This window comes from Comamonas terrae (genome assembly GCF_001544075.1).
GTDB lineage: Bacteria > Pseudomonadota > Gammaproteobacteria > Burkholderiales > Burkholderiaceae_C > Comamonas > Comamonas terrae.
Window position 1 is genome coordinate 518,439 of sequence record NZ_BCNT01000001.1, and the last position, 20,455, is coordinate 538,893.

A 20,455-nucleotide genomic window follows, 5' to 3' on the forward strand; every position below is an offset into this window, starting at 1 on the left:
CAGCCCGCTTGCACCGTGTCTTGGCCGCTACGGTATATCCTGCTGCAGCGCACAAGGGGAAAACCGGCGGGTTACAATCGACGGGCTGAGGTGCACGCTGTTTTTCGTGTCCCTTCTGTGATTGATATCGGCCTTTTGTTCGGTCTGCGCGGTTGAGCGCAGCACATCCACCAGTAGCCGCGTGAGCTTGCTGCCCACGTTCCAGGCCATGCACCGTGGACCTGACGAACGAGCGCCGCTGACGACTTACCTGAGAGATTGAACATATGGCCAAGGAAGAACTGATTGAAATGCAAGGCTCCGTCACGGAAGTCTTGCCCGACTCGCGCTTTCGCGTCACGCTGGACAACGGTCACCAGCTGATCGCCTACACCGGCGGCAAGATGCGCAAGCACCACATCCGCATTCTGGCTGGCGACAAGGTGTCGCTGGAAATGTCGCCCTACGACCTGACCAAGGGCCGCATTACCTTCCGCCATCTGGCCAACCGCGGCCCGGCCCCCTCGGGCGGTTCGCGCTGAGACCGCAAAAGCCCGGCAACGGCATAAAAAAAGCGCGCTTTCCCAAAAGCACGCCTGTTTCCGGGCTAGAATGCCAGCTTACGGAGCGTAGCGCAGCCTGGTAGCGCATCTGCTTTGGGAGCAGAGGGTCGCGAGTTCGAATCCCGCCGCTCCGACCATAAAAGATAAGGGCTTACGTGAGAAATTGCGTAAGCCCTTTTTCTAACCAATTCCGAACTTTCTAACGCCTGAGAGTTCGCACCCCTCTTTTTTCCCCCCCACTCCGCGGCCTGGATAGACTTCCTCCATGCTCGCAACAACCCTCATCTGCCTCGTCGTCGGCATCTCCGATGGTGACACCCTGACGGCCCGCTGCGGCCAGCCGGGCGAATATGAACAGGTCAAGATCCGACTGCAGGGCATCGACGCACCGGAACGCCGGCAGCCCTTCGGGGAGCGAGCACGGCAGGCACTGGCGGAGCTGGCATTCCAGAAAGACGCCGTGCTGCGCTGCAACAAGCTCGATCGCTACAAGCGCCATGTCTGCAGCGTCTGGGTGAAGCCCGACGAGGCCACCGGGCCGGCGAAGACGCTGGACGTGGGCCTGGCCATGGTGTCCAAGGGCATGGTCTGGTGGTACCGCGCCTACGCCCGCGAGCAGTCAGCCCAAGAGCGTGGGCAGTACGAGTTTGCAGAGCAAGAGGCCCGGGCCCGTCGCGTCGGCCTGTGGCAAGACCCTGAGCCAGTTGCGCCCTGGGACTGGCGCAAGCTCACACGGGAGCAGCGTCAAACACGCTGACCGGAGCCAGCCGAAGGAGTTCGGAGGCCTCCTTTTGCGTCCCGGCAAGCCACTGATCGATATCCTCCATCTCGATCGGAATCACGCTGCGCTTGTCCTGCTTTCCCGATGGAAGCTTCGGGTCAGGCTTGTGCATGCGGGACATGAGCGGGTGCGCATCGGCGTTGATCGTCAGCATCGTGTAGCTCTCCACGATCTCGCCGCTTCCTGGGTCTTTCCAGCGATTCCACAAGCCCGCCAGCGCCCACGGCTCACCATCTTTGCGGGCAAACCTCCACCATACGTTTTTCCCTGATTCCCAATTGGGCTCGTCGAAGGTCCACGCGGGAATGATGCAGCGCTGGCCACGCGCCCATGGCGTTTTGTAGCTGGCCTTGCTTTCCAACTCTTCGGAGCGGGCGTTGTTCGTAGAGTACTTGAGCGCCCTCTCCGTCGCGAACCACGGTATCAGCCCCCACTGCCCTACCACCGGCTCGCGGCTGTAGCCGGGATCGTCGTGGGTGCGCCGGATGAAAGGCCCCTGCGCGCGCGGGAAGATGTCAATGCGCTCATCAGTCCACCAGCGATTAGGCGACTGCCGCCCGATCCTGAAATGGCGCTCGATCTCCGTCTCCGTGGGCGTGTTATAGCGATTGCACATGAGCACATACTAACAACACACGCCCGCAATATGCTGTATAAATACACAGTGTTTTTGCGAGGTGATGAAATGCAGGAATCGACAAACGGCTGCCTTGGCCGCATCACCGGCGTCGAGATTGCAGTCGCCGGGAAAACGCTCCCACCGGCCGATACCGTGGCCGGGCCCATCGAAGTCGAGGTGGACGCGCTGATGATGGGACGGGTGCGCCTACGATTCGAGCGGCGCAATTACACGCAGAGGAAGGTGAGGCAGCAGTATTTCTGGTGCCCCACCTACGCTGAAGTCATTGGCAAGCTCGATGCGTCAAGCGTGAAAGACGAGTTTCTGGCGCGCTGGTTGAGGTGGTCTGAAGATCGGGCCGATCAGGGTGATATGCCGACGTTCGATACAGCTGTCCGGATGTTTCATGCACAGCTTCTCGCTGACTGTCCCGCAAAACTTCACGCACTTAGCCCAGATCCAATCGGCATGCTTAAGCGGTGGATCGCCGAGGATGCGCTGCCATGAAAGCCCATGTGACGCTGCTGCGCTCAGGAGGCCGGCTCAGCGTCCCTGACCGTCCAACAATGCGAGCCGTCGGCGAGCTGGAATTAACGCATTTGCGCATATCACCCGACGAACCGCGCACCGTGCCCGTTCTGCAACTGCTGGGGGCTTCCGGCCAGCAGCTCTTTGAGCCTAAGCTCATCTCGATTTTTGTCGGCACAATGAAATTTTCCGGGCTCGAATTCGTGGGTGGCGCATGGTATGCACAGGAGTGGAGATGCGAGCTCACCCTTTGACCCCACTACACCCGACCCTGCTCCGGACGCCGGGCCGGTACGGATTGCCGCGTGAACGCGTGTTGCCCGGGAACCCGGACGGCTATGCCGTGGAGCCCATGTCCGGGGGCTGGGTGCTTGTAGAGGCATTCCCAGAGGGGGTCGTCTATTTCGGGCCCGGCCCGGCAGAGGTCGTGCGCTCTCCCGCGCCCTTCTGACTGCGCGACAATGCCCGCCATGGCAGATACCGAGAAATCCCCCATCGCAACCGTCCACCAGCGCGTCACGCATGCGTTCATGCAGCACTGGCGCAAGCACTCCAACAAATACCCCAAATTGATCCGCCTACCTGGCGACCAAGCCCGGCAGCTCGACAAAATGAACTCAATGCGCACCCCGGGAGAGATGTGGGGCGTGCCTGTGGAGATCGATGAAACCACGAAGGGCGAGATGATCGGCATCGACGGCGAGGTGATCGACCTCACCACCATTGAGCTGCCGTAGCCGTTCCATGTCACGACTCTCCCGAAATCTGGGCGCCCTGCTGCTGGCCGCCCTACCCCTGCTTGCCAGCGCCAGCGGATTTGCGGACTGCCCGCAGTTTTTTCCAGGCGGCCGCGCGCCGGTCATTCCGGCTCAGCCCCACCAGCGTGAACTGTGCTTCAGCGAGTTCGCGGTGCTGCACAGTGGCCAGACAAAGACGCCCGTGTTCGTCGCCCAGCGCCTCAACGCCCAGATGCTGCAGGAGGGCCGCGAACTCAAGCGCCGCGACCGCTTCTATGCTGAGGCGCGGCTGCCGCGTGCCGAGCGGGCCGAGCTCGAGGACTACAAGCACTCAGGCTACTCGCGCGGCCACATGGCGCCGGCCGGCGATATGAGCACGCCCGAGGGCAAGGCCCAGAGCTTCAGTTTGGCGAACATGGCCCCGCAAGACCCAAAGCACAACGGCGGCGCATGGTCCCGGATTGAAAAAGACACGCGGCGCTACATCGAGCGGGCGCGGGGCGATGTGTTCGTTATCACTGGCCCCTTGTTTGAGGGAGTGAAGGAAGTCATCGGCCAGAACCGAGTCCGTGTCCCGAGCCACTTCTTCAAGCTGGTCTATGACGCGACGACAGGCCGCAGCTGGGTGCATGTGCAGCGTAACGCGGCCGACGAACGCGCAAGCCCACCGATGAGCTACGAGGACTTTGTGCGCCGTACTGGATTGCACCTGCTGAAATGAAGAAAGCCCACCGGCGGCAGGCGCAACGTAACGCCGCAGAATTACTCCTGCCCCAGAACAATTAGCACCATACTGCTTAGGAGCAGCAAAAGTGCTGCGACCATCCAGAGCTCAATATTTGCATGGCGGCTCAGGACGTCAAACACAATCCCCGCTATGCACGAAATTGCAGCGCACACAGCCAGTGAAACTCTAAATTTGCTGCGAATCATTTCCGGCATTTCCTTCAGTGATCACTGGCTGGGGATGGTGGGGAACGCAACCTCATGATCGCAGACAGGACCAGGAGACACATCCACCAAACGGCCGATATACAGGTTTACGGCCTCTCATCAAGATGATGCGCTGAAAACTGCGTGCTCGCGACGATATTGAGAAATCAGATCGGCTCTTCGACTGACCGCCGACAGTTTTCGAGGGCCGCCCGCAGCTGGGTTTCGTAGCCCTCGCGGCGCTCAATCTCCGCCTGTGCCGCGCGCACGAACTGGTCCAGCGCCACCCCAGGCTCGAGTTGGTCGGTCGGCATTACCGGCCGCACGGGAATGGGTTCAGCGCAGGCCACCGGGATCGGCACATTGACCCGCTGCAGCTCGACACGTACAGGAGCGCTCTGGCAGCCGGCCAGGGCCAGCAAAGCGATCAGCAACACGGCTTTCATGGTCGTGCCCTCCGCTGCAGCCAACTATCCACCTGGTGCTGCGCGCTCGCGCATGCGTCACCCGGCACCGCGGGCGCCGTGGCCAGGATCTCGTCGGCCCGCCGCTCATGGTCGCGCGCCCTGCCGGCGGCCAGGGATCGGGCAGCGTCGGCTTCGCTCTTGCGCTTCTCCGCTTGCTCGCGCAGGTCTTGGACGGCATCGCTGCAGGCGTTTGCCAGCGATCGCGCACCATCCCGCTCCCCCTTCACGCTCGTCACTCGCTCAGCCGCGGCAGCTGCGGCGTCACGCTGGCCCAGGTAGGCCCGCGCCAGCATCACATTGCCGGCCAGGCTGGCCAGTAGGGCCAGGCCCATGGCGGGCAGCACCTTCGGCCCCATCATGCGCCCTGCTCCCGGCACAGGGCCCGCTCGGCTTGGCGGCGGTTCTGCAATCCCTGCACATACACGCCGTTGGCATACGACCAGTTCGGCGCCCCGCTGGGCGTGTGCGCGATCAGGTCACAGCCGGCCAGCACATTCCCTGCGTTTATCTGGCGCACGGCCTGGGAGGCGCAGGCGCCCTTCTTACCCACGTTGATGGCGAACATCGTCAGGCCGATCAGGCGGCGCGCGGTCAGGTAGTCCCAGTTCACGCAGCTCAGGATGGTGTAGCCGTATTCCAGCAGCGTGGCCTTGTTGACTTCCCGGCACTGGTCGCTGGTCAGCTTGGTACCGGGCTTGGCGCTCCAGTCCGTGCGGCCCGCGCAGTACGTCGGGATACCGTTGGCCAGCTTGTCGCGGTACACCTCGAGGATGTTGCCCTCCAGGCGCTCCAGCGTCGAGAAGGCCAGAGGGGATGTGAGCGCAGCCAGCAGCGCGGCCGGGATTGCGCCCTTCCTGGCCAAAGCGGCCGGGATGCTGGGTTTCGTGGGCACAGGATCAGCCATCGCAACGGTCCTCCCAGTGCGCGCCAAACTTCATCTCGAGCCGGGCGGCCGACTCTCGCTCCTCGCGCTGATCGCGGCGCCAGGACCAGTATTGCGTGCAGACCCACCCCAGCACGGCGATCAGCAGGCCGCCGACCACACCCCATTCCGAGATCGAGAGGCCGCTCACCACGGCCCCGGCCGCACCGCCATAGGTGGCGGCTTTACCTCCAACGACTGCTATGTTTTCCGCTGTATTGCTCACTCTCAACTCCCTTTGCTTCTGAGCACCACAGCGGACTTGCATGCCGACTGTGGACATAGCTCAGGGATGCTAGGGAGGGAGGCCTCACGCAAATGGCTACTCGATGCAAGTCGCCGCGAAGTAAAAGATCAGGCAGGCAGCGGCAGGCGCCGCCGCATCGAGGACGCTGGGCCAATCCCAGCACCTCCAGTAAAAGCCACCCCACCAGGGCATGCGCTCACGCTTGCCGCAGGCAAAGGCGTGGATGTAGCGGTACTCGGCCTGGGTGTGCTCGCGCGCGGCCCACCAGCTGCAAGCTAGCGCGCCACCCAGCCACCAGTTGCCGGACAGCAGGCCGACGAGCAGCTGGGCCAGCAGCGCGATCAGCGCGTGAAGTGCAGGCGTCCAGTCCATGTCAGGCCGCCTTGGCTTCAACGTCCGTCACCACGGCCGCTTCCTGCGCTGCTGCTGCTTCATCTGCTCGCTTGCGCTCGGCCTCCTGGCCCGCGACATAGGCCTCCTGCGCGATGGTGTTCATCAGTTGCTGCAGCGTGCCCACGATGCCGGCGGACAGCTCGGGCGTGAGCTTGTTGCCGACGTTGCTCTGCAGGACTTCATTCAGGCGGGGATGGATTTCGGTGTTCATGGTGGTTTCCTTTCTTGATAGTGATGGGGTCAGGCTTGGGCGGGTTGCTCGGGCTCAGCCGGCGGCGCCCAGCTGATGACGGCCACGGCCTCAGGGGTCTCGGCGGCCTGGATCTGCGCATACAGCGCGCGGGAGCGCTGGTGGATGCCATCGACGTGGGCCAGCAGCGCAAAGCCCACATTGATGATCCCGTCCGCATCCAGCTCGACGGTGGTGTTGTCGGCCAGGGTCCAGTGGATGGCATAGGGCTGGCCGGCATCGCGGGCGATCTTGCCGGCCATGGCCGCGCCGACGATGCGCGCACGGCTCTCGGCGTCCGAGTCAAAGCGGCCCACGCCGGCGAGGTTGAAGCCGCCGCATTCCAGCTGGTCGCGGATCGCCTTGATCTCGGCCCACTTGCTGGCCTTTGCCATGTCCAGCGTGGTGACAACCTCTTCCGGGGCGTAGCTGCCGCCGAAGAAGTCGCCGCCCTGGGTGTCGATCAGCGCTCGCTCGAGGCTGCCAAAGGGGTCCGCCGGGTCGTAGGCACTGACAGGCAGCGTCGGGTACAGCTGCCACAGCAGGCCCGTGCCGGCGCGGGCATCGGCCAGGGTCGGGTACAGATTGACCTGTACTTCCAGGCCGGCGGGAGCCGACAGGTCCGTGCCAGGGATGTGGCGCAGCAGCTTGGCCAGCTCGATGCGCGCGGCGCCGGTGATGCCGTTGCCCGTGGAAATGGTTTTGATAATCGGCATATATATTTACTCCTATGGTTTAAGTACCGGTTTACCGTCAATGATGATGTGGGTGGCGTCTGAAACATCCTGTCCAACTGGATACGCAACGAATCCAATCGGTGTGCAATCGTTCACGAAAGCCTCCGGCACCTCCATAATCTGAAATATCGCCGCCTCACCTGTTTTGCATATTGCGTATCTCATAATTACCTCTTGAAAATCGTGGCCCGCATAAATCGACTTCTGACGTTATCCGCATTGATCAGATAAAGATTGATATTCCGAGCGCTGCCATTTCCATGGAACAACCAGGAAAAGTTAAAAAACTTAAATGGCATACTTGGATCGCCATATGTTGTGATAGTCCTCCAGACTTCTGCTCCGTCAATATGCAGCACGACATAAACAGCCACACTGCCGTTTGCACTGGCTTGGTAGGTAAATCCGAAGTCAATCGCGCATTGACTAGCTCCGTCAAATGCAGGAATGCCAAGAGAGATAAATGGATTCGATCCAGGGCTGATCTGGTTATCCGCCTGCACAAATAACGGCACCGTTGCGGCGTTATATTGAAGATTCCCAGTTGTGACGATATTCTGCGCAGTCAGCGTGCCGCTGAATGTGCCGGAGGCACCAGACAGACTGCCGCTGAAATATGCATTCCCGTTCTCAATCCTGAACCCAGGCGCATAGATATTTCCGATGGCATTGATCTCAATATATCTGCCGTTGTTGTAATTACCCAGCAGCAAGCCATTCGGCCCGAGATGAAATCCACTTTGTCCGGCCGGCGGCCAGTTGTAACCGCTATACCCTCCTGCATTGAGGCCATTACCGTTGATCGTGATGCCGCCCAGATTGCCGGAGTTTGCATACACGGCGCCGCGCACGATCACGCCGGAAAACTCGGCTTGGCCGTTGGCATTGATGCTCCAGCCCGCCGACCCCGGAACATAGTTGGACGAGTTGATGTAAGAGCCCACGGCCAGGTTGCCAGCAGTCAGCTTGGCCGCGCTCACGTTGGCGATCTTCGCGTTGTCGATGGCGGCGTTTCCGATCATCGCGTTGACGATGGCGCCGTTCTGGATGGCTGCCGTGCCCACGGCGATGGCGCCGACAGCGATCTTGTCGGCCGTGATGGCCCCATCGACGATCAGATTCGCTTCAGCCGCAATCTCAAGGCGGATGTCTTGAGCACCTTGATAGACAGCACTTGTCCCGATGCCTGTGTATTGAAACCAAACTCCAACGCGCACATGACGAGCATTGGCAGGAATCGCTTTTCCTGGTACGCCCGCCCCAAACTGACCACCTTGACGAGACCAACCCCCAGCAGGCGGTTGACCGCCATAAACATAGCCAGATAAAGCTCCGCCCCAGCCATTCGTAGGGATTGAAGCACCGGCATCGTCGTAGAACTGCACAAAGATGTACATGTTCCGGTCATTGCCAAGGTCTGCATAAAGATTCGCAGACAGCCTGTACGTCCGTGTCGGATCGATAAGTACAGATTGGGCCCAGACCTTACTGTCAGCAGCAGTCGGCCCTGCTTGAAACCAACGCGAACCTGCAGCATTGCCCCCAGCGCCGGACGCCAGCGTTACCCCGCCACCGTCTATAGTCCAGGCATTAGCTACATCCTCCAGTTGTGGGTCAGCATTCAGCGCAGAGCCACGAGCCGTGACGAGCAGCTTTTCAGTCGTGATAGCTCGGGCCGCAATCTCCCGCGCATTGATAGCTCCAGCCGCAATCGTCCCCGCAATCACTGCGTCTGCAGCGATCTTGCCTGCCGTGACCGCATTTGCCTGCAGGTTGTAGGCGCTGACGGCATTGGCAGCGATCTTGCCAGCAGTAATGGCTTCTGCAACGATTTTAGGGGCGGTAATGGAGTTATCCGCAATCTCTACCGAAGTGATAGACCCGGGCTGGATGTCAATAGGGTTCGGTGCCCAAGCCGTGGCTACATCGCCTTCCTCGACCTGAGGCTCGGTAATCCATATTTCAGCATTAGCAGGAATAACGCTTGTCGGATTAGTCCCTGTAATGAACAGCTCTGCTAAGGCATCAGCAGCAAATACTACTTCAGCCTTATAGAGAGTCTCCTGCACAGTCAGATTCTGCGAAGTCAACCATGTTATAGAAGACGGGCCATAATTCCATGCAAGGTTAACGCCCGTAAGCAGGGTAGGCGTCGGTGTCTTCGCTCTAAACGATATTACATATTTTTGACCTGCGCGCCACTTGTCAAGATATATCAGAGGAGTCTGGTATAGGCCAATGGTGTACGCAACAGGAGTCCTGCTGGTAACCTTCACCAATCGGCGGTTAGGGTAACGTCCTGCCACTACGACATAGCCACTTGAGCCGTCGCCCGCGTTGTTATAGAGGCCCCACGGAGGCGGAAGCATGCCCGTAGCATCTGGAATAAGCGCCGCGTTCTTTACCAGATTCGCACCGCCAATCAAACCATTAAACTCTGTAGTCTCATACTTATTCGTAACAGGATTCCACGTATACAGCTGACCCTGGAACGTTATATTGTTCGTGGACTTTGTCGTAGGTAAGGTCGGGCCGCTGACAATGGTCACCGGCTCGATGCCATTGGCGAACTTCGTCGAATCGATAGCCTGCGCGGCAATCTTGCTAGCACTTACAGAGTTATCCGCAAGGTTGCCAGCCTCGACGATCAGCGGGCCCAGGTCGGCGTTGCCGATCTTGCCGATGGTGGTGTCGATCGGTGCCGTTGGATTCGCAGAGACCACGCCGTCTTTGCTTTTCCACTTCGCCCACCAGCGGTAGGTCTTGCCCAGGGTGACGGCGGTGGAGCCGATGTGGCCCGGCTGCTCCAGAGCCACCACGGCATCCGCAAAGGCGGGATCAGGCAGAGCCGCCGTCACCTCGGCCACGTAAAACACCGTCACGTCGGGGCCGTGGCCCTCCACATAGTTCGGGGCATCGGTCTGCAGCAGCGCGGTGGACAGCGCCGAGGAGACAGAAAAGCCCGTGGGCGTGGGCGGCGGCGTGAGGTCGGGCTGCTCGATGTTGTCGAAAACCTTGTCCAGCACGGCCACATAGCGGACGATGCCGTTGGCCAGCTGGCCGGCCGTGTCGATGGCGCGAAGGCCAAACGTCCACTGCCCGGCATCCGGCTTCGTGGTTTCAAACTGGGCCGCATACACGTCATCGGCCTGGCCCAGGGGCTGCATGTTGTCCCACATGGTCACGTTGAGGGGCACATCGCCGGGCACGTAGCGGATCTGCACGCCGGCCAGGGCCGCGGGCCGGCCGTCGTTGTACAGCCAGGCAAAGCGGCGCAGGCCGCCGTCCACCTGCTGCACCACGAACGTGCCGGGATTGCGCGGCGGCAGCTGTGTCATCGTCGTGATGTACAGCAGCTGGGCCGCATGGCCGGCCTGTCCTCCGGGGTTGAAGGGCCGCACCTCGATCAGCCACTCCCCAGCCCCGTCGATCCGGAAGGTGCTGCGGCTGCCCACGGCGTTGCCGTCGACCAGGCGCAGCTCGGACCCGTCACGGCCGGCCCAGACCTGGGCATGGTCGTAGTCGCCCTCCACGTCCCACAGGCAGGACAGCTCATACCATTCCGTGTCGCCCTGCAGGTTGACCTTCTCGGACACGCGCAGGTTCTTGGCCGTAGGCCGGCCCAGCTGCGGAATGCTGCTCTGGTTGGGCGCGGGCACATAGTTGCCGTTGAGCACGTAGTCCCAGAATTCCGGGCCCTCGGGCACGGCCGTCACGCGGGCACCCTTGAGGTCCGACTCAGGATCGATACCGGTCACGCGCACGCGATAGCCGGGCGTGCTCTTGAAGTCGTAGCACCAAAGCGTGTCATGCGCCGGGTTGTCGAGTCCTTCCCCGGGAAAATCGAGATCCGCCGGCCAGGCGCCCACCAGGGTGAGCACGTCGGACTCGGCCGCCAGCGGCTGCACGGGCCACACACGGTAGTCGCGCCCGCCGGGCACGCGCAGGCCAATATAGGGCGTGGCCAGCGGCGGCACGGGCTCGTCCAGCGTCAGCCGCACCTGGCCGCCCACGCGCTCAGCGGCGATCAGCCGGCCACCGAAACCCCACTGCGTCAGATCGTGGCTGACGGACAGCACGGACAGGCGGCGATAGTCGAGGTGCTCGATATCGGCCGTGTAGTGGATGGTCTTGTACTGGTACAGGCTCTGCGCCAAGTGGTAGCGCGCCATCACGGCGGCATGGGCCTCGCTCGTGATGCCCTCGCCGGTGATGCGCGCGGGGTTGAGCATGGTCGTGACGCCCGGGGCCTCCACGCGCAGCGTGGTCATCTCCCACGTGTCGCGGCTGAGCCATTGGTACTCGATGCCATCGGCCGCATTGCTGAGCGCGTAGTCGACGGCAAAGCCGCCCTTGAGCATGTTGGCCATGTTGACCACGGCGCTGTTGGGCTGGCCGTTGGTCACAAACGAGGCCGTGGGCCGGCTGCCGTCGGTCCACGTGAATTGACCCATGCCGGCCAGGGCCACCTCCTCGCAGAAGGCGCCCAGCGACATATTGCTGGTGATCCACTTGTCGTAGGTATAGCCGCGCGCCGTGCAGTGGAGCATGAAGGCCTTGAGGCCCTCGATGTCGATCTGCTCGTCGCTCAGCCCGAAGCCAAACTGCAGGATGCGGCGCCCCTGCTTGTCATGCACCCAGATGCCGCGCAGCGTCTGCAGCAGGATGGCGCCGGGGTTGGACAGGCCGTTGGCCCGCGTGGTGGCCGTGGCCCACTCGGTGCCGGTCCAGATCGGCATGGGCTTGGCCCGGTAGGTGGCGCGCACGGTGTCCAGGGCACCATTGAGCTGGCCGGAGGCACGGATCTTGATGCCGATGCGGCCCCACTGGCTGTAGTCGGCGGTGTCGGCCTGCACGCTCTTGAGCGCCACCCACGCGAATTTGCAGGCATCGGCCGATCCGCCGTCATTCCAGCGGGGCACGCTCAGCTTGGCGCGCACCTCGTACTGGCCCGGGGCCACGTCGAACGAGAACGTGCGGCGCAGCGCATCGCTGCTGGCGTTGACCAGCGTGGTGGCCAGCAGCGGCTGCCAGGCCGACGAACCCACGAGGCGATGCTCGATGGTCAGGTCCACGCTGTTGGGGCCGATGTTGCCTTTGCCGTCCACGTCGTACAACTGACCCTCGATGTCCAACTGCAGCGCGCCGGCGCCCGCCGAGCCCGTGCGCGTGATCCAGTCGCCGCCGTTGACGAATTCGCCGCCGGGGATGGAATCCACATTGCTGTACAGCGGCACATCCTGGCTGGCCATACCCGGAAAGCCGTTGAAATACAGCGCCACATCGCTGTAGCTGCCGATGGGCGTGTCGCCGATGGCCAGGTCGAACGCCTCATGCACGTTGATGCCGCCCAGCAAGATGGTGCTCAGGTACTGGTACTCGCCCTCGTACCAGCCGTAGGGCTTGCTGGCCAGGTCGGGCGTGACGCGCATCTCTCCCCACAGCACGGGGAAAGGCTCATAGGGCCGCGGCGCGTTGCGCTGATCGCTCAGGCTCCAGATCTGCTTTTGCGACAGAGCCTGCGGCGCCGTGACTTTGGGCCCCAGCACCTTGTTGATGAGCATGGAGCCGGCGACAAACACGCCGGTCTGGATCGCGGAAATCCATGTGCCTGCGGCCGCGGACACATACGTGCCGCCGGCGGCGCCGTACAGCGAGGACGCGATGCCACCGGAAAAGTACGTGAGCGCGGCAATGGCCACCAGCTGCAGGGCCGAGCGCCGCGGCAGGGCCCGGCAGGCGATCAGCTGGCCGTGCTTGGGATAGGTGCGTGCCCACATGGCCTGCGGCACCACGGCGCCGCCGATCATCACGGTCCAGCCGCCGGACTCGATGCCGGGCACATGGCGCGCCAGGAAGGCGGCCAGGGTCTCGCCGGGGTGCAGATCGGCCGGCACATTGCGCTGGCCTTCCAGCGTCAGCGCATTGGGCGTGACGACCAGGCGCCCCGCGGCGTCATAGATGGCGTCGATTTCTGCGCGTGTCACTTCCATTGGTAGTAGCCCTCGACCGTCAGGCCGAAGCCCCGCAAGTCCTGCACCCGGTGCAGCCGCGAGCCGCCCAGGGCATGGGAGGTGTGCAGCACGTGGGGCGCGTAGTTGATGAAGAAATAGGTGCCGATGTGCCCGGCCATGGGGACGCCGCTGTCGCGCATCAGCACGGCATCGCCGTCCTGCGGCAGCTCGGTGCGCGTGCCCAGCTCGCTGCAGTACGCAGCAATGGCCGCGGCCTGGGCGTCTGCCTGCAGCGGCCGGGCGCGCTTGCCGGCCAGCACCACGTCGCGGCAGAACAGCTCGCGCTGCACGAGCAGGGCCAGGTCGGCGCAGTCCATGTGGCGCGGGCAGTAGGGGATGCCGACGAAACGATCAAGCTGCGTTGCGTCCAGCATCAGAAAATCCCCGGTAGCGTGTGCGGGTTGGCGATCTGCAGGCAGGCCGCGCGGCGCATGAGCTCGTCCACGCTGCACGTGGCCTGGGCACTGGCGCCGCTGATGCTCACGCTGGTCATGGGCAGCCAGTACACGTGCTCGTGCACATCCGGCATATCGCGGGCCACCACGATCAGCTTGGCCATGGTCGTGGTGCCCGGCTGCCGGCGCTCCAGCTCGTCGCTCACGCCGCGGCCCACGTTGTCCATCGTCAAGCGCATGCGCGGCGCCTGACCCGTTGTGTCGTCGGGCAAGGTGAAGCCGAAGGGCAGGCCGATATAGCTGATGCCCTGGCTTACGAAGTCCTGCACATCGTTGCATATGCGCATGGGCTCGGAAAAGCTGGGGTTGGCGACCTCCAGCAGCTCGATATGGCCCACGTCGTTGGTGATGCGCTGGTTGCGCGTGCGGAAGTCGGTCATCGCAGGTACTCCAAGATGACCGAGCGCGAAGCAATGTGATAGCCGCCAGTGAGAGGCGTCAGTTCGCCGATGTTGGCGTTCTCGAAACGCATCGGCATCACCGCCCCAGTGAGCGGGTGCTTCACATCGAAGAAGCCGACGCGCTTGATGGTGTTGAAGTACCAGTCCTCGAACGCCAACGCATCTTCGCGTGTCTCGAACAGCAAGCTCACCTGGAGCTTGCGCACCACGCGGCTGTTACCCACGCGCTGCTTTGCCAGCCCGCGCTCCATATCAGAGCGGATGATCGCGGGATCGAAGGATTCAGACTGCCCCGTATGGAGCAGTGAAACGTATGCAGGTAGCGATGCCATGCACTGGCATGCTAGGGAGCGCGTCAGCTGTGTTTAAGGCCCGGGAAGCGCCCAGTAAGAGCACGGTATGTCGCACCGGAGCCGCTGGCGATTCCTTCGCCGATCCGGTTATCGATCTGCTTGAAGATGACTTCGACATCGAACTGCCCTGGGCCAGAGCTGCGTTGCCGCACCTCGGGCTCGGATGGCGCGCCGATGAACTTCATGTTGATGATGGGGGCAGCGGCAGCGCCCTCGCCGCCACGGCCCTCCGGAGAAGGCACCGATGCGACGTTCATGCCATCCAGCGGCGTGACGTTGCCCGACTGGCCGGCCATCATCAGCAGCTGCTTGTTGCCGACGGTCAGCAATTCCGGCACGTCGCGCTCATTCACCTCGTACATCTTGCCGGCACCGACCCTGCCACCGTTTTCACGCTTGCCGCTGAGCCCCAGGAAGTTGCCGATCGCGCTGACTGCCGATCCGAACAAACCGGACCCTGAACCACCGGCCACAGCACCGCCAAAGAGCGTCCGAGCCAGATCGGCCGCCACTGCTTGGCTGCCCATCTTCAGCAGCATCTGGCCCCAGGCCTTGCCGATGTTGCTGAAGCTACCCGTTAGGCTCTCGTAGATGGTATCTCCCAGCTGGTCCTGCACGTTCTGCGCGAATCGGACCGTGAACTGATCCATCTGGTTCAGGTTTTCCTGATATTCCTTCTTGGCTTTCTCAACCAGGCGACCAAAGGTGGTGCCATCAATATCCTCTGACGCCAACAGGCTGCGGAACTTCGCCAGTTCTGCGTTCATGCGCTCGAGCGGCGTCATGACGGACTCCTTGAGAGCATTGCCCATCTCATGGGATTGCCTTGTCAAATCGTCACGAGCCTTTTGAGCTTCCTGCGCCGCATTGCTGAAACCGCCGAGGACATCTTCATTCAGCTTCGCCCGCTGAATCGCATATTTCTCCTTAATGAGCGTTATGCCTTGCTCGTACTCCTCGGTTTTCAGCTTGCGCTCCTCGAGCAACTTGTGATGTTTGCTCAGGGCCGTGCGTTCCTCCGCATCGATCTTCGCAAGCTCGCTCACAACGGCATCAGCACTCAGACCGAGCAAATAACTCTTGCTATCGAATTTTTCTGCGCTCTTCAGCGAATCCTGAGCCTTCTTGCGCTTTTCCAGGGCGGCCAGTTGGTCCGCGAGCGACTTCATTTCGGCGCGCCGCTCGGTGCTGGCCTCCTTCAAAGCGCCGTTCTCCAGGTCGTAATAGATGCCGGCGGCAGTGCTGGCCTTGCCAAAAAGAGCAATCTGCCGCTTCAGCGATTCGATCTGCTTGTCTGCTGCGGCGTTGCCTTCGGCAGTCCCTTTTGCGGCATTGGAAACCGCGATAGCGCTTTGGTTGACAACGCCTATCAGTTCAAGGTTTGCAGCAGTCAGTTCCCGATGTGTCGCGATCGACTTTCGCTGCTTTCCATCCAGGTCCACGAAGGCCGCAGCCTGGGTAATCATGGAGGAGCGAAGTTTTTCAGACCAGCCCATGCCATCGGCCCAGCGATCGATGACCCCTTTCATTGCATCGGCCATCTGGCCACTGCTCAGTGACGCATCGCTGGCCACGGCCCACATTTCTCGCTTGAATGCGGCCCGAAACTTTGCCGCCTCCAGGCCGCTACTACCCATCGAGGCCTGAAACGCCGAAAGCATTTCCTCGAAAGCCCCACGCACTTCCGCGGCCTGCTGCTTCACCTCTGCCGCCTGCAGATTGATTACGCGTTCTCGCTGAAGGCTGTTCAGCTCCTTGAACTTCGCAATCACATCGTCGATGGGCTTCTGCAGGTCCACCAAGCCGGCGGCCGTCTTATCAGCCTTTGCCTTGAAATCCATCAAGGCGAAAGCAGCCACCCCAGCAGCGATTGCCAGGCCTGCCGGTCCCGTGAGGAACGCCAACACGCCCCGGATGGCTGCGCCCACAGTCGCCGAGGAAGCGACAAGCGCTGCCTGGGCCACCGCAAGCCGTTTGGTCGCGGCCTCGTGAGCCATAGCAGCAGCCGTTACCTGGGAATGGCTGATGGCTACGCCGCTCAACGCGCGCGCCTGAGCCAACGACGCGGCTGTTTCTGCCACCTGCGCTTCCGCCAGCGCAACTTCTGCCACCACTGCCCGCATTGATGCTGCGGCCTTTGCAGCCGTAGCAACGCTGGCCACGGTGACCCCGGCCACATACCGGGCCAGACCTGCAGTGACAGCAACCAGCGCCACGTCAGCCACAGCGTTGAAATTCTCCCCGAGGGTTTGCAGCACGCTGGAGATCGTGGCCGTGATTCCATAGGCCTGATTGGCCTGGCCGACATACTCGCTCAGCGCATTGGCCACCGAGCGCATCGCATCCTTCACTGTCGTGGGCATCTCCTTGACCTGCTGAGCGACTTTGGAGGAGCCGTCCGCGAGAGCCTGGACGAACATCTCGACCCCCAGCTTGCCTTCAGCGCCCAGCTTGCGGATCTCGGTAGCGCTCTTTTTGCTGCTGGCCGCGATGATGTCGACAACGCTGTCGACTGTGGAATAGATGCTCATCCAGGCATCGGCATCGACCTTGCCTTTCTGCAGGGACTTGGCCAGGGCCTCCATAGCGGTCTTGGACTTCTCTGCGCTGGCCGCATTTACGACAAGCAGGCCGCTGAAGGTGTCGATCACGTCAATTGATTGGCTGAGCGACAGACCCATCTCGCGCAGCACGGGGGAGAGCTGGATAAAGCTCTCGCGCGTTTCCTGGATGCTGCGGAACGTGGCATTGGCAGAGGCCAGCATGCGGTCCTGCACATAGGCATACTCTTCCGCGCTCTGAGTTGCCTGCTTGATACGGATTGCGTATTGGCCCCACTCGTCGGCCATGTCGATGATTTTCATCACCGCCAGGCCGGAAAGTGCAGCCTTCGCCGCAGCAGCGAGAGGGGTCAGACGCTGCAAGCTGTCTGCGGTCTTGTCGAGGTTCTGCTGGGCCCGGCGCTGATCCTTGATCATCTGATCCAGGTCCAGCGTCACGTCGTAGTAGATTTCCCCAACTTTCTCAGCCATCGCATGCTCTCCAAGGTTCTGGGACGCATGCTAGGGAGCGCTGCAAACTTGATGCAGATTCCTCGCTAGGACATAGCTGCCAAGGCCGCTCGGTATTCCTCGCGAGTCGGAACATCTCGCTTTTTCTTCTTGGCGTCCGGGAACTTCATCTCGAAAAGCGCCTGAAATTCGCTCATGCTGAGGGCTTCGGCGTCCTCTGCGTTCATCTGCAGGTGCACTCGGGCCGCCGCGACGTACTCAGCGACGTTGAATTCCGAAACTGGCCGGCCGCCCTCCTCGGCCTTGGTGACGGTGCCTACCATGCCATGGCGAAGCAGGTGCGCAGCCAAGCAAATTTGCTCCTGGGCAGGCATGGATCCAGGGTGATCATTGCCATCAGCATCGAGCCAGCCCAGCAACCCCGTCGCATCCTCCTGCTCGCACAGCGTGACCAGCACATAGCGGGCATTGAGGCGAGCATCGCTGCCGAAGAGACCTTTGAAGGTGTGCAGGATCTCCCCGGGCCGGCCCAGGGCCGCGATACGCGCAAAAGAGGGGCAGAAGGTGAACTCCAGGCCATCTGCAGTGATGACTCTGGAGTAGCCGTGCTCAATCAGCATCAGGGGCCCACAGGCGGGAGCGTGAGCACCACATCGCCGTTGCTCTGCGCACTGATGCTCCAGGTTGCCTCGTTGGCATAGGGGCTATCGTTGCTCCACGCCGAGACAATGAACGGCCCGGTGTACTTCTTGCCGCTGGGATACGTGACCCTGAGCCAGACCTTGGGCTGTTTGCCAGTGTCCTGGGGCGGGCTCACCACATGGGCCTCCAGTGCCTCCTGGTTGTGGACCTCGTCGTCATAGCTCACGCCGTCGCCGGAGAATTCGACGTTCTTGAAGGTCACCAAGCTGGTTTTGGTGAAGTTCGGGGACTTGTCCGCCGTGGTGTCCACGGTGTCCCAGGAGGTGTTGATGCTCTTGGCGCGCATCATGCCCAGGATTTTGTAATCGGCATCCTGCGGTACCGTTGCCTCGTCCTTGAGGGCAAATTCGACCTTTACGTCGCGTCCTACGTGAGCGCCCATGGCGAACTCCTTATCGGTTGATGATGGTGTTGATGGGAAGCTCGGCCACTGCCCGCCCGTCGTCGGTGGCCCAATAAACGGGCTCCCCTGGTTGTGCAAATACTAGGGAGCCGGATTCATTGGCGAGCAGCGCAATGACTTCCTGCGCCTTGTCGTCGGCAACAGTCGCCGCGTCGATACCGGAACCGATCAGCATCAAGCTGAAGGCCGGCCGACGCACCAGCGAGCCGCCCGGGCCGCCCATCGGCCGCAGCACGGCATAGCGATCCGACTTCCCGCCATCGGTCCACCGTCCGAACTGGAACCGCCATCCGCCCAGGACAGGCAGTAGCAATTGGCGTAGCTCCTGCACTGGATTCATGTTTTGATGGCGCCCTTGATCACGGCGCGGATGTTGGGCTCGGCGTTGTCAAAGCCCTTGCGCAGAAACTCTTTCTCAGCACTGGGCCTGCGAAAGCGCTGGATATGGGCGGGATCGTGCACAGGGATGGCATAGGCCGCCGTGTACCCGACGCGGCCCAAGACCTTGGCGCCCTGGGTCTCCACCTGCCGATACTGGCTGTTCAGCAGCGTGGAGGTGTCGATAGGGGTCATGACAGACGCCTCCGAGGCACCCAGGATCAGGGCCTGGGTCATCCCTTTGGCGCCCTTTGCCTGCACCTGGGCGAGGAACTGGGGAAGTGTGTTGGAGATGCGTGGTTTGGACATGATCAGGTCGCAATCTCAAAATCGTCCGCCGCCCGGTCGAAGGTGTCGGCGTAGCGTGTGATGGCCCGTATCTCAAGAGCACCAGCAGCCACAGGGTCTGTTGCGGTGCTTTCCCCGATCAGCACAAAGTCGCCCTGCTTTGCCTGGGCGAACTCGGTGTAGATCAGCTGGCGGGTCACGAACTCCACGCCGCGGGCATTGACTCGACGCTCGGCCTTGGCGCTGTAATCGCAATCGAATGCCACGGGCGCGCCAAAAGCGTCCTGGCCAGCCCAGTCGTCACGACCAAGGAGCGGCCAGAGGGTGGCTTTTGCGGTGTAGGACCAGGAAGCTGATGCGGACATGCGCCCCATGCTAGGGAGCGCAATGCCGAGGGTCGGCGGTCAGCCGTTGACCACGAACATGAATGCCGAGGCGGCGGGGTCAGGGCCCACGAGGTCGGCCACGGTGCCGGCCTTGTCCAGGGCGGCGAGAGAGCGGCGCAGCTGCGTCAGCGCGTCGTCCTGGTTCTTGAAGGAGCGGGAGGCACCAGAAGGCGCCCCCTGGGATTGGATCCGGCGGGGTGCGCCGGCGGAAGCGATGATGGCCACGGCCATGCACTGGATCAAGAGCTGGTCCTCGGCGCTGTAGCCGGCGTCCACCATCTTCTCCTCTGCGGCCGCCACCTTGGCGACGGCCGCGTCGATGAAGAAAGACGGCACGCTGACGCCGAGCGCCTGGTCAAGGTACTGGGTCGCATGCGTGCTCGTGATCACTTCTTGGCCTTCGAGTCGGTTTTGGCATCGGCATCGGCCTTAGCTTGAGCCCGGGCCTTTTCCAGTTCATCCGTCAGCACGGTATTCACCTTCGTGGCTTCGGCAAGCTGCTCCTGCAGCTGCGCTTCACGGCCCAGGGATGCTTCGAGGTCGGCTTTGGCGGCGGCCAACTGCTCGCTGAGCTGCTTGCTTTCCGCCAGGCCCGCCTTGACATCGGCTATCAGGTCCTCGATGGTCTTGGACTGGGCTTCCAAGGTCGCCTTCTGCTCAGCCATGATGCGTGCCCGCTCGAGGCGGTCCTGCTCAGCTGCCTCTGCCATGGCTGCGTTGATCTTCCCCTGTTCGGGGTCGACCGGCGCAAGGGCGGTGCCAGCGCCATCGCTCGAGACTTGCTGCTCGGCAAATACGGTGGGCTGCGTGCCGCCCAGCTCGCACTTGCCGGCGGCCCAGGCGGGCAGCTCGGCAAACTCGATCACGTCGCCGACCTTGGCCCCTGCGGGCCACGGTGCTTTCAGGTGCTTGATGGTGTACAGGGGCAT

27 protein-coding genes and 1 tRNA gene are annotated in these 20,455 nt (G+C 62.2%); 7 read left to right on the forward strand and 21 right to left on the reverse strand.

Features of this window, described 5'->3' with window-relative positions; all coding sequences use genetic code 11:
• Nucleotides 1–27: 27 nt before the first annotated feature.
• Nucleotides 28–210: a hypothetical protein gene (locus tag Cte04_RS02360; RefSeq protein ID WP_157081791.1), complete on the reverse strand. Its 183-nt coding sequence runs from the start codon at nt 208–210 to the stop codon at nt 28–30.
• Nucleotides 211–266: 56 nt separating this feature from the next.
• On the opposite strand from Cte04_RS02360, the gene infA reads away from it, so the two are divergent.
• The 3 genes from infA to Cte04_RS02375 all read left to right on the forward strand — a co-directional run bounded on the left by infA (nt 267) and on the right by Cte04_RS02375 (nt 1,299).
• Nucleotides 267–521, forward strand: a complete 255-nt coding sequence (gene infA, locus Cte04_RS02365; protein ID WP_066471098.1) for a translation initiation factor IF-1 — start codon at nt 267–269, stop codon at nt 519–521.
• Nucleotides 522–602: 81 nt separating this feature from the next.
• Nucleotides 603–679 (forward strand) — tRNA-Pro (locus Cte04_RS02370).
• Nucleotides 680–807: 128 nt separating this feature from the next.
• The gene (locus Cte04_RS02375; protein ID WP_066471100.1) at nt 808–1,299 is read left to right on the forward strand and encodes a thermonuclease family protein; all 492 of its coding nucleotides are present in this window, start codon (nt 808–810) and stop codon (nt 1,297–1,299) included.
• Here the strand turns inward: Cte04_RS02375 and Cte04_RS02380 are convergent.
• A complete protein-coding gene (locus tag Cte04_RS02380) occupies nt 1,271–1,939 on the reverse strand; it encodes an SOS response-associated peptidase (RefSeq protein WP_066471102.1) in 669 nt (222 codons plus the stop codon). The genes Cte04_RS02375 and Cte04_RS02380 overlap by 29 nt on opposite strands.
• Before the next feature lie 30 nt (nt 1,940–1,969).
• On the opposite strand from Cte04_RS02380, the gene Cte04_RS21730 reads away from it, so the two are divergent.
• The 4 genes from Cte04_RS21730 to Cte04_RS02400 all read left to right on the forward strand — a co-directional run bounded on the left by Cte04_RS21730 (nt 1,970) and on the right by Cte04_RS02400 (nt 3,928).
• On the forward strand, nt 1,970–2,449 hold the full coding sequence (locus Cte04_RS21730; protein ID WP_066471104.1) for a hypothetical protein: 480 nt from the start codon (nt 1,970–1,972) through the stop codon (nt 2,447–2,449).
• Nucleotides 2,446–2,724 carry a hypothetical protein gene (locus Cte04_RS02390; RefSeq protein WP_066471107.1) on the forward strand — a complete coding sequence of 93 codons (279 nt, stop codon included), beginning with the start codon at nt 2,446–2,448 and terminating at the stop codon, nt 2,722–2,724. The genes Cte04_RS21730 and Cte04_RS02390 overlap by 4 nt, the downstream gene beginning before the upstream one ends.
• Before the next feature lie 216 nt (nt 2,725–2,940).
• Nucleotides 2,941–3,207 carry a hypothetical protein gene (locus Cte04_RS02395; RefSeq protein ID WP_217997561.1) on the forward strand — a complete coding sequence of 89 codons (267 nt, stop codon included), beginning with the start codon at nt 2,941–2,943 and terminating at the stop codon, nt 3,205–3,207.
• Nucleotides 3,194–3,928, forward strand: coding sequence for a DNA/RNA non-specific endonuclease (locus Cte04_RS02400; protein ID WP_370671012.1), 735 nt, complete (start codon nt 3,194–3,196; stop codon nt 3,926–3,928). Before Cte04_RS02395 ends, Cte04_RS02400 begins: the two co-directional genes overlap by 14 nt.
• 379 nt (nt 3,929–4,307) lie before the next feature.
• Here the strand turns inward: Cte04_RS02400 and Cte04_RS02405 are convergent, their stop codons facing one another.
• The 19 genes from Cte04_RS02405 to Cte04_RS02495 all read right to left on the reverse strand — a co-directional run bounded on the left by Cte04_RS02405 (nt 4,308) and on the right by Cte04_RS02495 (nt 20,455).
• Nucleotides 4,308–4,586, reverse strand: a complete 279-nt coding sequence (locus Cte04_RS02405) for a hypothetical protein (RefSeq protein ID WP_066471121.1) — start codon at nt 4,584–4,586, stop codon at nt 4,308–4,310.
• On the reverse strand, nt 4,583–4,966 hold the full coding sequence (locus tag Cte04_RS02410; protein WP_245633256.1) for a hypothetical protein: 384 nt from the start codon (nt 4,964–4,966) through the stop codon (nt 4,583–4,585). Before Cte04_RS02410 ends, Cte04_RS02405 begins: the two co-directional genes overlap by 4 nt.
• The gene (locus tag Cte04_RS02415; protein ID WP_066471122.1) at nt 4,963–5,511 is read right to left on the reverse strand and encodes a lysozyme; all 549 of its coding nucleotides are present in this window, start codon (nt 5,509–5,511) and stop codon (nt 4,963–4,965) included. The genes Cte04_RS02410 and Cte04_RS02415 overlap by 4 nt, the downstream gene beginning before the upstream one ends.
• A complete protein-coding gene (locus tag Cte04_RS02420) occupies nt 5,504–5,755 on the reverse strand; it encodes a holin (protein ID WP_066471917.1) in 252 nt (83 codons plus the stop codon). Before Cte04_RS02420 ends, Cte04_RS02415 begins: the two co-directional genes overlap by 8 nt.
• Before the next feature lie 96 nt (nt 5,756–5,851).
• Nucleotides 5,852–6,148, reverse strand: coding sequence for a hypothetical protein (locus Cte04_RS02425; RefSeq protein ID WP_066471123.1), 297 nt, complete (start codon nt 6,146–6,148; stop codon nt 5,852–5,854).
• A gap of 1 nt (nt 6,149) precedes the next feature.
• Nucleotides 6,150–6,380, reverse strand: coding sequence for a hypothetical protein (locus Cte04_RS02430; protein ID WP_066471125.1), 231 nt, complete (start codon nt 6,378–6,380; stop codon nt 6,150–6,152).
• 29 nt (nt 6,381–6,409) lie between these two features.
• Nucleotides 6,410–7,114 (reverse strand): DUF4376 domain-containing protein, encoded by a 705-nt coding sequence (locus Cte04_RS02435; RefSeq protein WP_066471134.1) that lies wholly within the window; start codon nt 7,112–7,114, stop codon nt 6,410–6,412.
• A 188-nt stretch (nt 7,115–7,302) separates the two neighbouring features.
• Nucleotides 7,303–13,128 (reverse strand): host specificity factor TipJ family phage tail protein, encoded by a 5,826-nt coding sequence (locus tag Cte04_RS21830; protein WP_066471137.1) that lies wholly within the window; start codon nt 13,126–13,128, stop codon nt 7,303–7,305.
• The gene (locus Cte04_RS02445) at nt 13,119–13,523 is read right to left on the reverse strand and encodes a hypothetical protein (RefSeq protein WP_066471142.1); all 405 of its coding nucleotides are present in this window, start codon (nt 13,521–13,523) and stop codon (nt 13,119–13,121) included. Before Cte04_RS02445 ends, Cte04_RS21830 begins: the two co-directional genes overlap by 10 nt.
• Nucleotides 13,523–13,984, reverse strand: a complete 462-nt coding sequence (locus Cte04_RS02450; RefSeq protein WP_066471144.1) for a DUF1833 family protein — start codon at nt 13,982–13,984, stop codon at nt 13,523–13,525. Before Cte04_RS02450 ends, Cte04_RS02445 begins: the two co-directional genes overlap by 1 nt.
• Nucleotides 13,981–14,337, reverse strand: coding sequence for a hypothetical protein (locus Cte04_RS02455; protein ID WP_066471146.1), 357 nt, complete (start codon nt 14,335–14,337; stop codon nt 13,981–13,983). The genes Cte04_RS02450 and Cte04_RS02455 overlap by 4 nt, the downstream gene beginning before the upstream one ends.
• A 23-nt stretch (nt 14,338–14,360) precedes the next feature.
• Nucleotides 14,361–17,390, reverse strand: coding sequence for a tape measure protein (locus Cte04_RS02460; RefSeq protein ID WP_066471156.1), 3,030 nt, complete (start codon nt 17,388–17,390; stop codon nt 14,361–14,363).
• A 65-nt stretch (nt 17,391–17,455) separates the two neighbouring features.
• The gene (locus Cte04_RS02465) at nt 17,456–17,989 is read right to left on the reverse strand and encodes a DUF6246 family protein (RefSeq protein WP_066471159.1); all 534 of its coding nucleotides are present in this window, start codon (nt 17,987–17,989) and stop codon (nt 17,456–17,458) included.
• Complete coding sequence (locus Cte04_RS02470) at nt 17,989–18,453, reverse strand: phage tail tube protein (protein ID WP_066471162.1); 465 nt, start codon at nt 18,451–18,453, stop codon at nt 17,989–17,991. The genes Cte04_RS02465 and Cte04_RS02470 overlap by 1 nt, the downstream gene beginning before the upstream one ends.
• Before the next feature lie 10 nt (nt 18,454–18,463).
• Nucleotides 18,464–18,814, reverse strand: a complete 351-nt coding sequence (locus Cte04_RS02475; protein WP_083526456.1) for a phage tail termination protein — start codon at nt 18,812–18,814, stop codon at nt 18,464–18,466.
• Complete coding sequence (locus Cte04_RS02480) at nt 18,811–19,161, reverse strand: hypothetical protein (protein WP_066471171.1); 351 nt, start codon at nt 19,159–19,161, stop codon at nt 18,811–18,813. Before Cte04_RS02480 ends, Cte04_RS02475 begins: the two co-directional genes overlap by 4 nt.
• Before the next feature lie 2 nt (nt 19,162–19,163).
• Complete coding sequence (locus Cte04_RS02485; RefSeq protein ID WP_066471922.1) at nt 19,164–19,505, reverse strand: hypothetical protein; 342 nt, start codon at nt 19,503–19,505, stop codon at nt 19,164–19,166.
• 39 nt (nt 19,506–19,544) lie between these two features.
• Nucleotides 19,545–19,916, reverse strand: coding sequence for a DUF7370 family protein (locus Cte04_RS02490; protein WP_066471173.1), 372 nt, complete (start codon nt 19,914–19,916; stop codon nt 19,545–19,547).
• Nucleotides 19,913–20,455, reverse strand: coding sequence for a hypothetical protein (locus Cte04_RS02495; protein ID WP_066471175.1), 543 nt, complete (start codon nt 20,453–20,455; stop codon nt 19,913–19,915). Before Cte04_RS02495 ends, Cte04_RS02490 begins: the two co-directional genes overlap by 4 nt.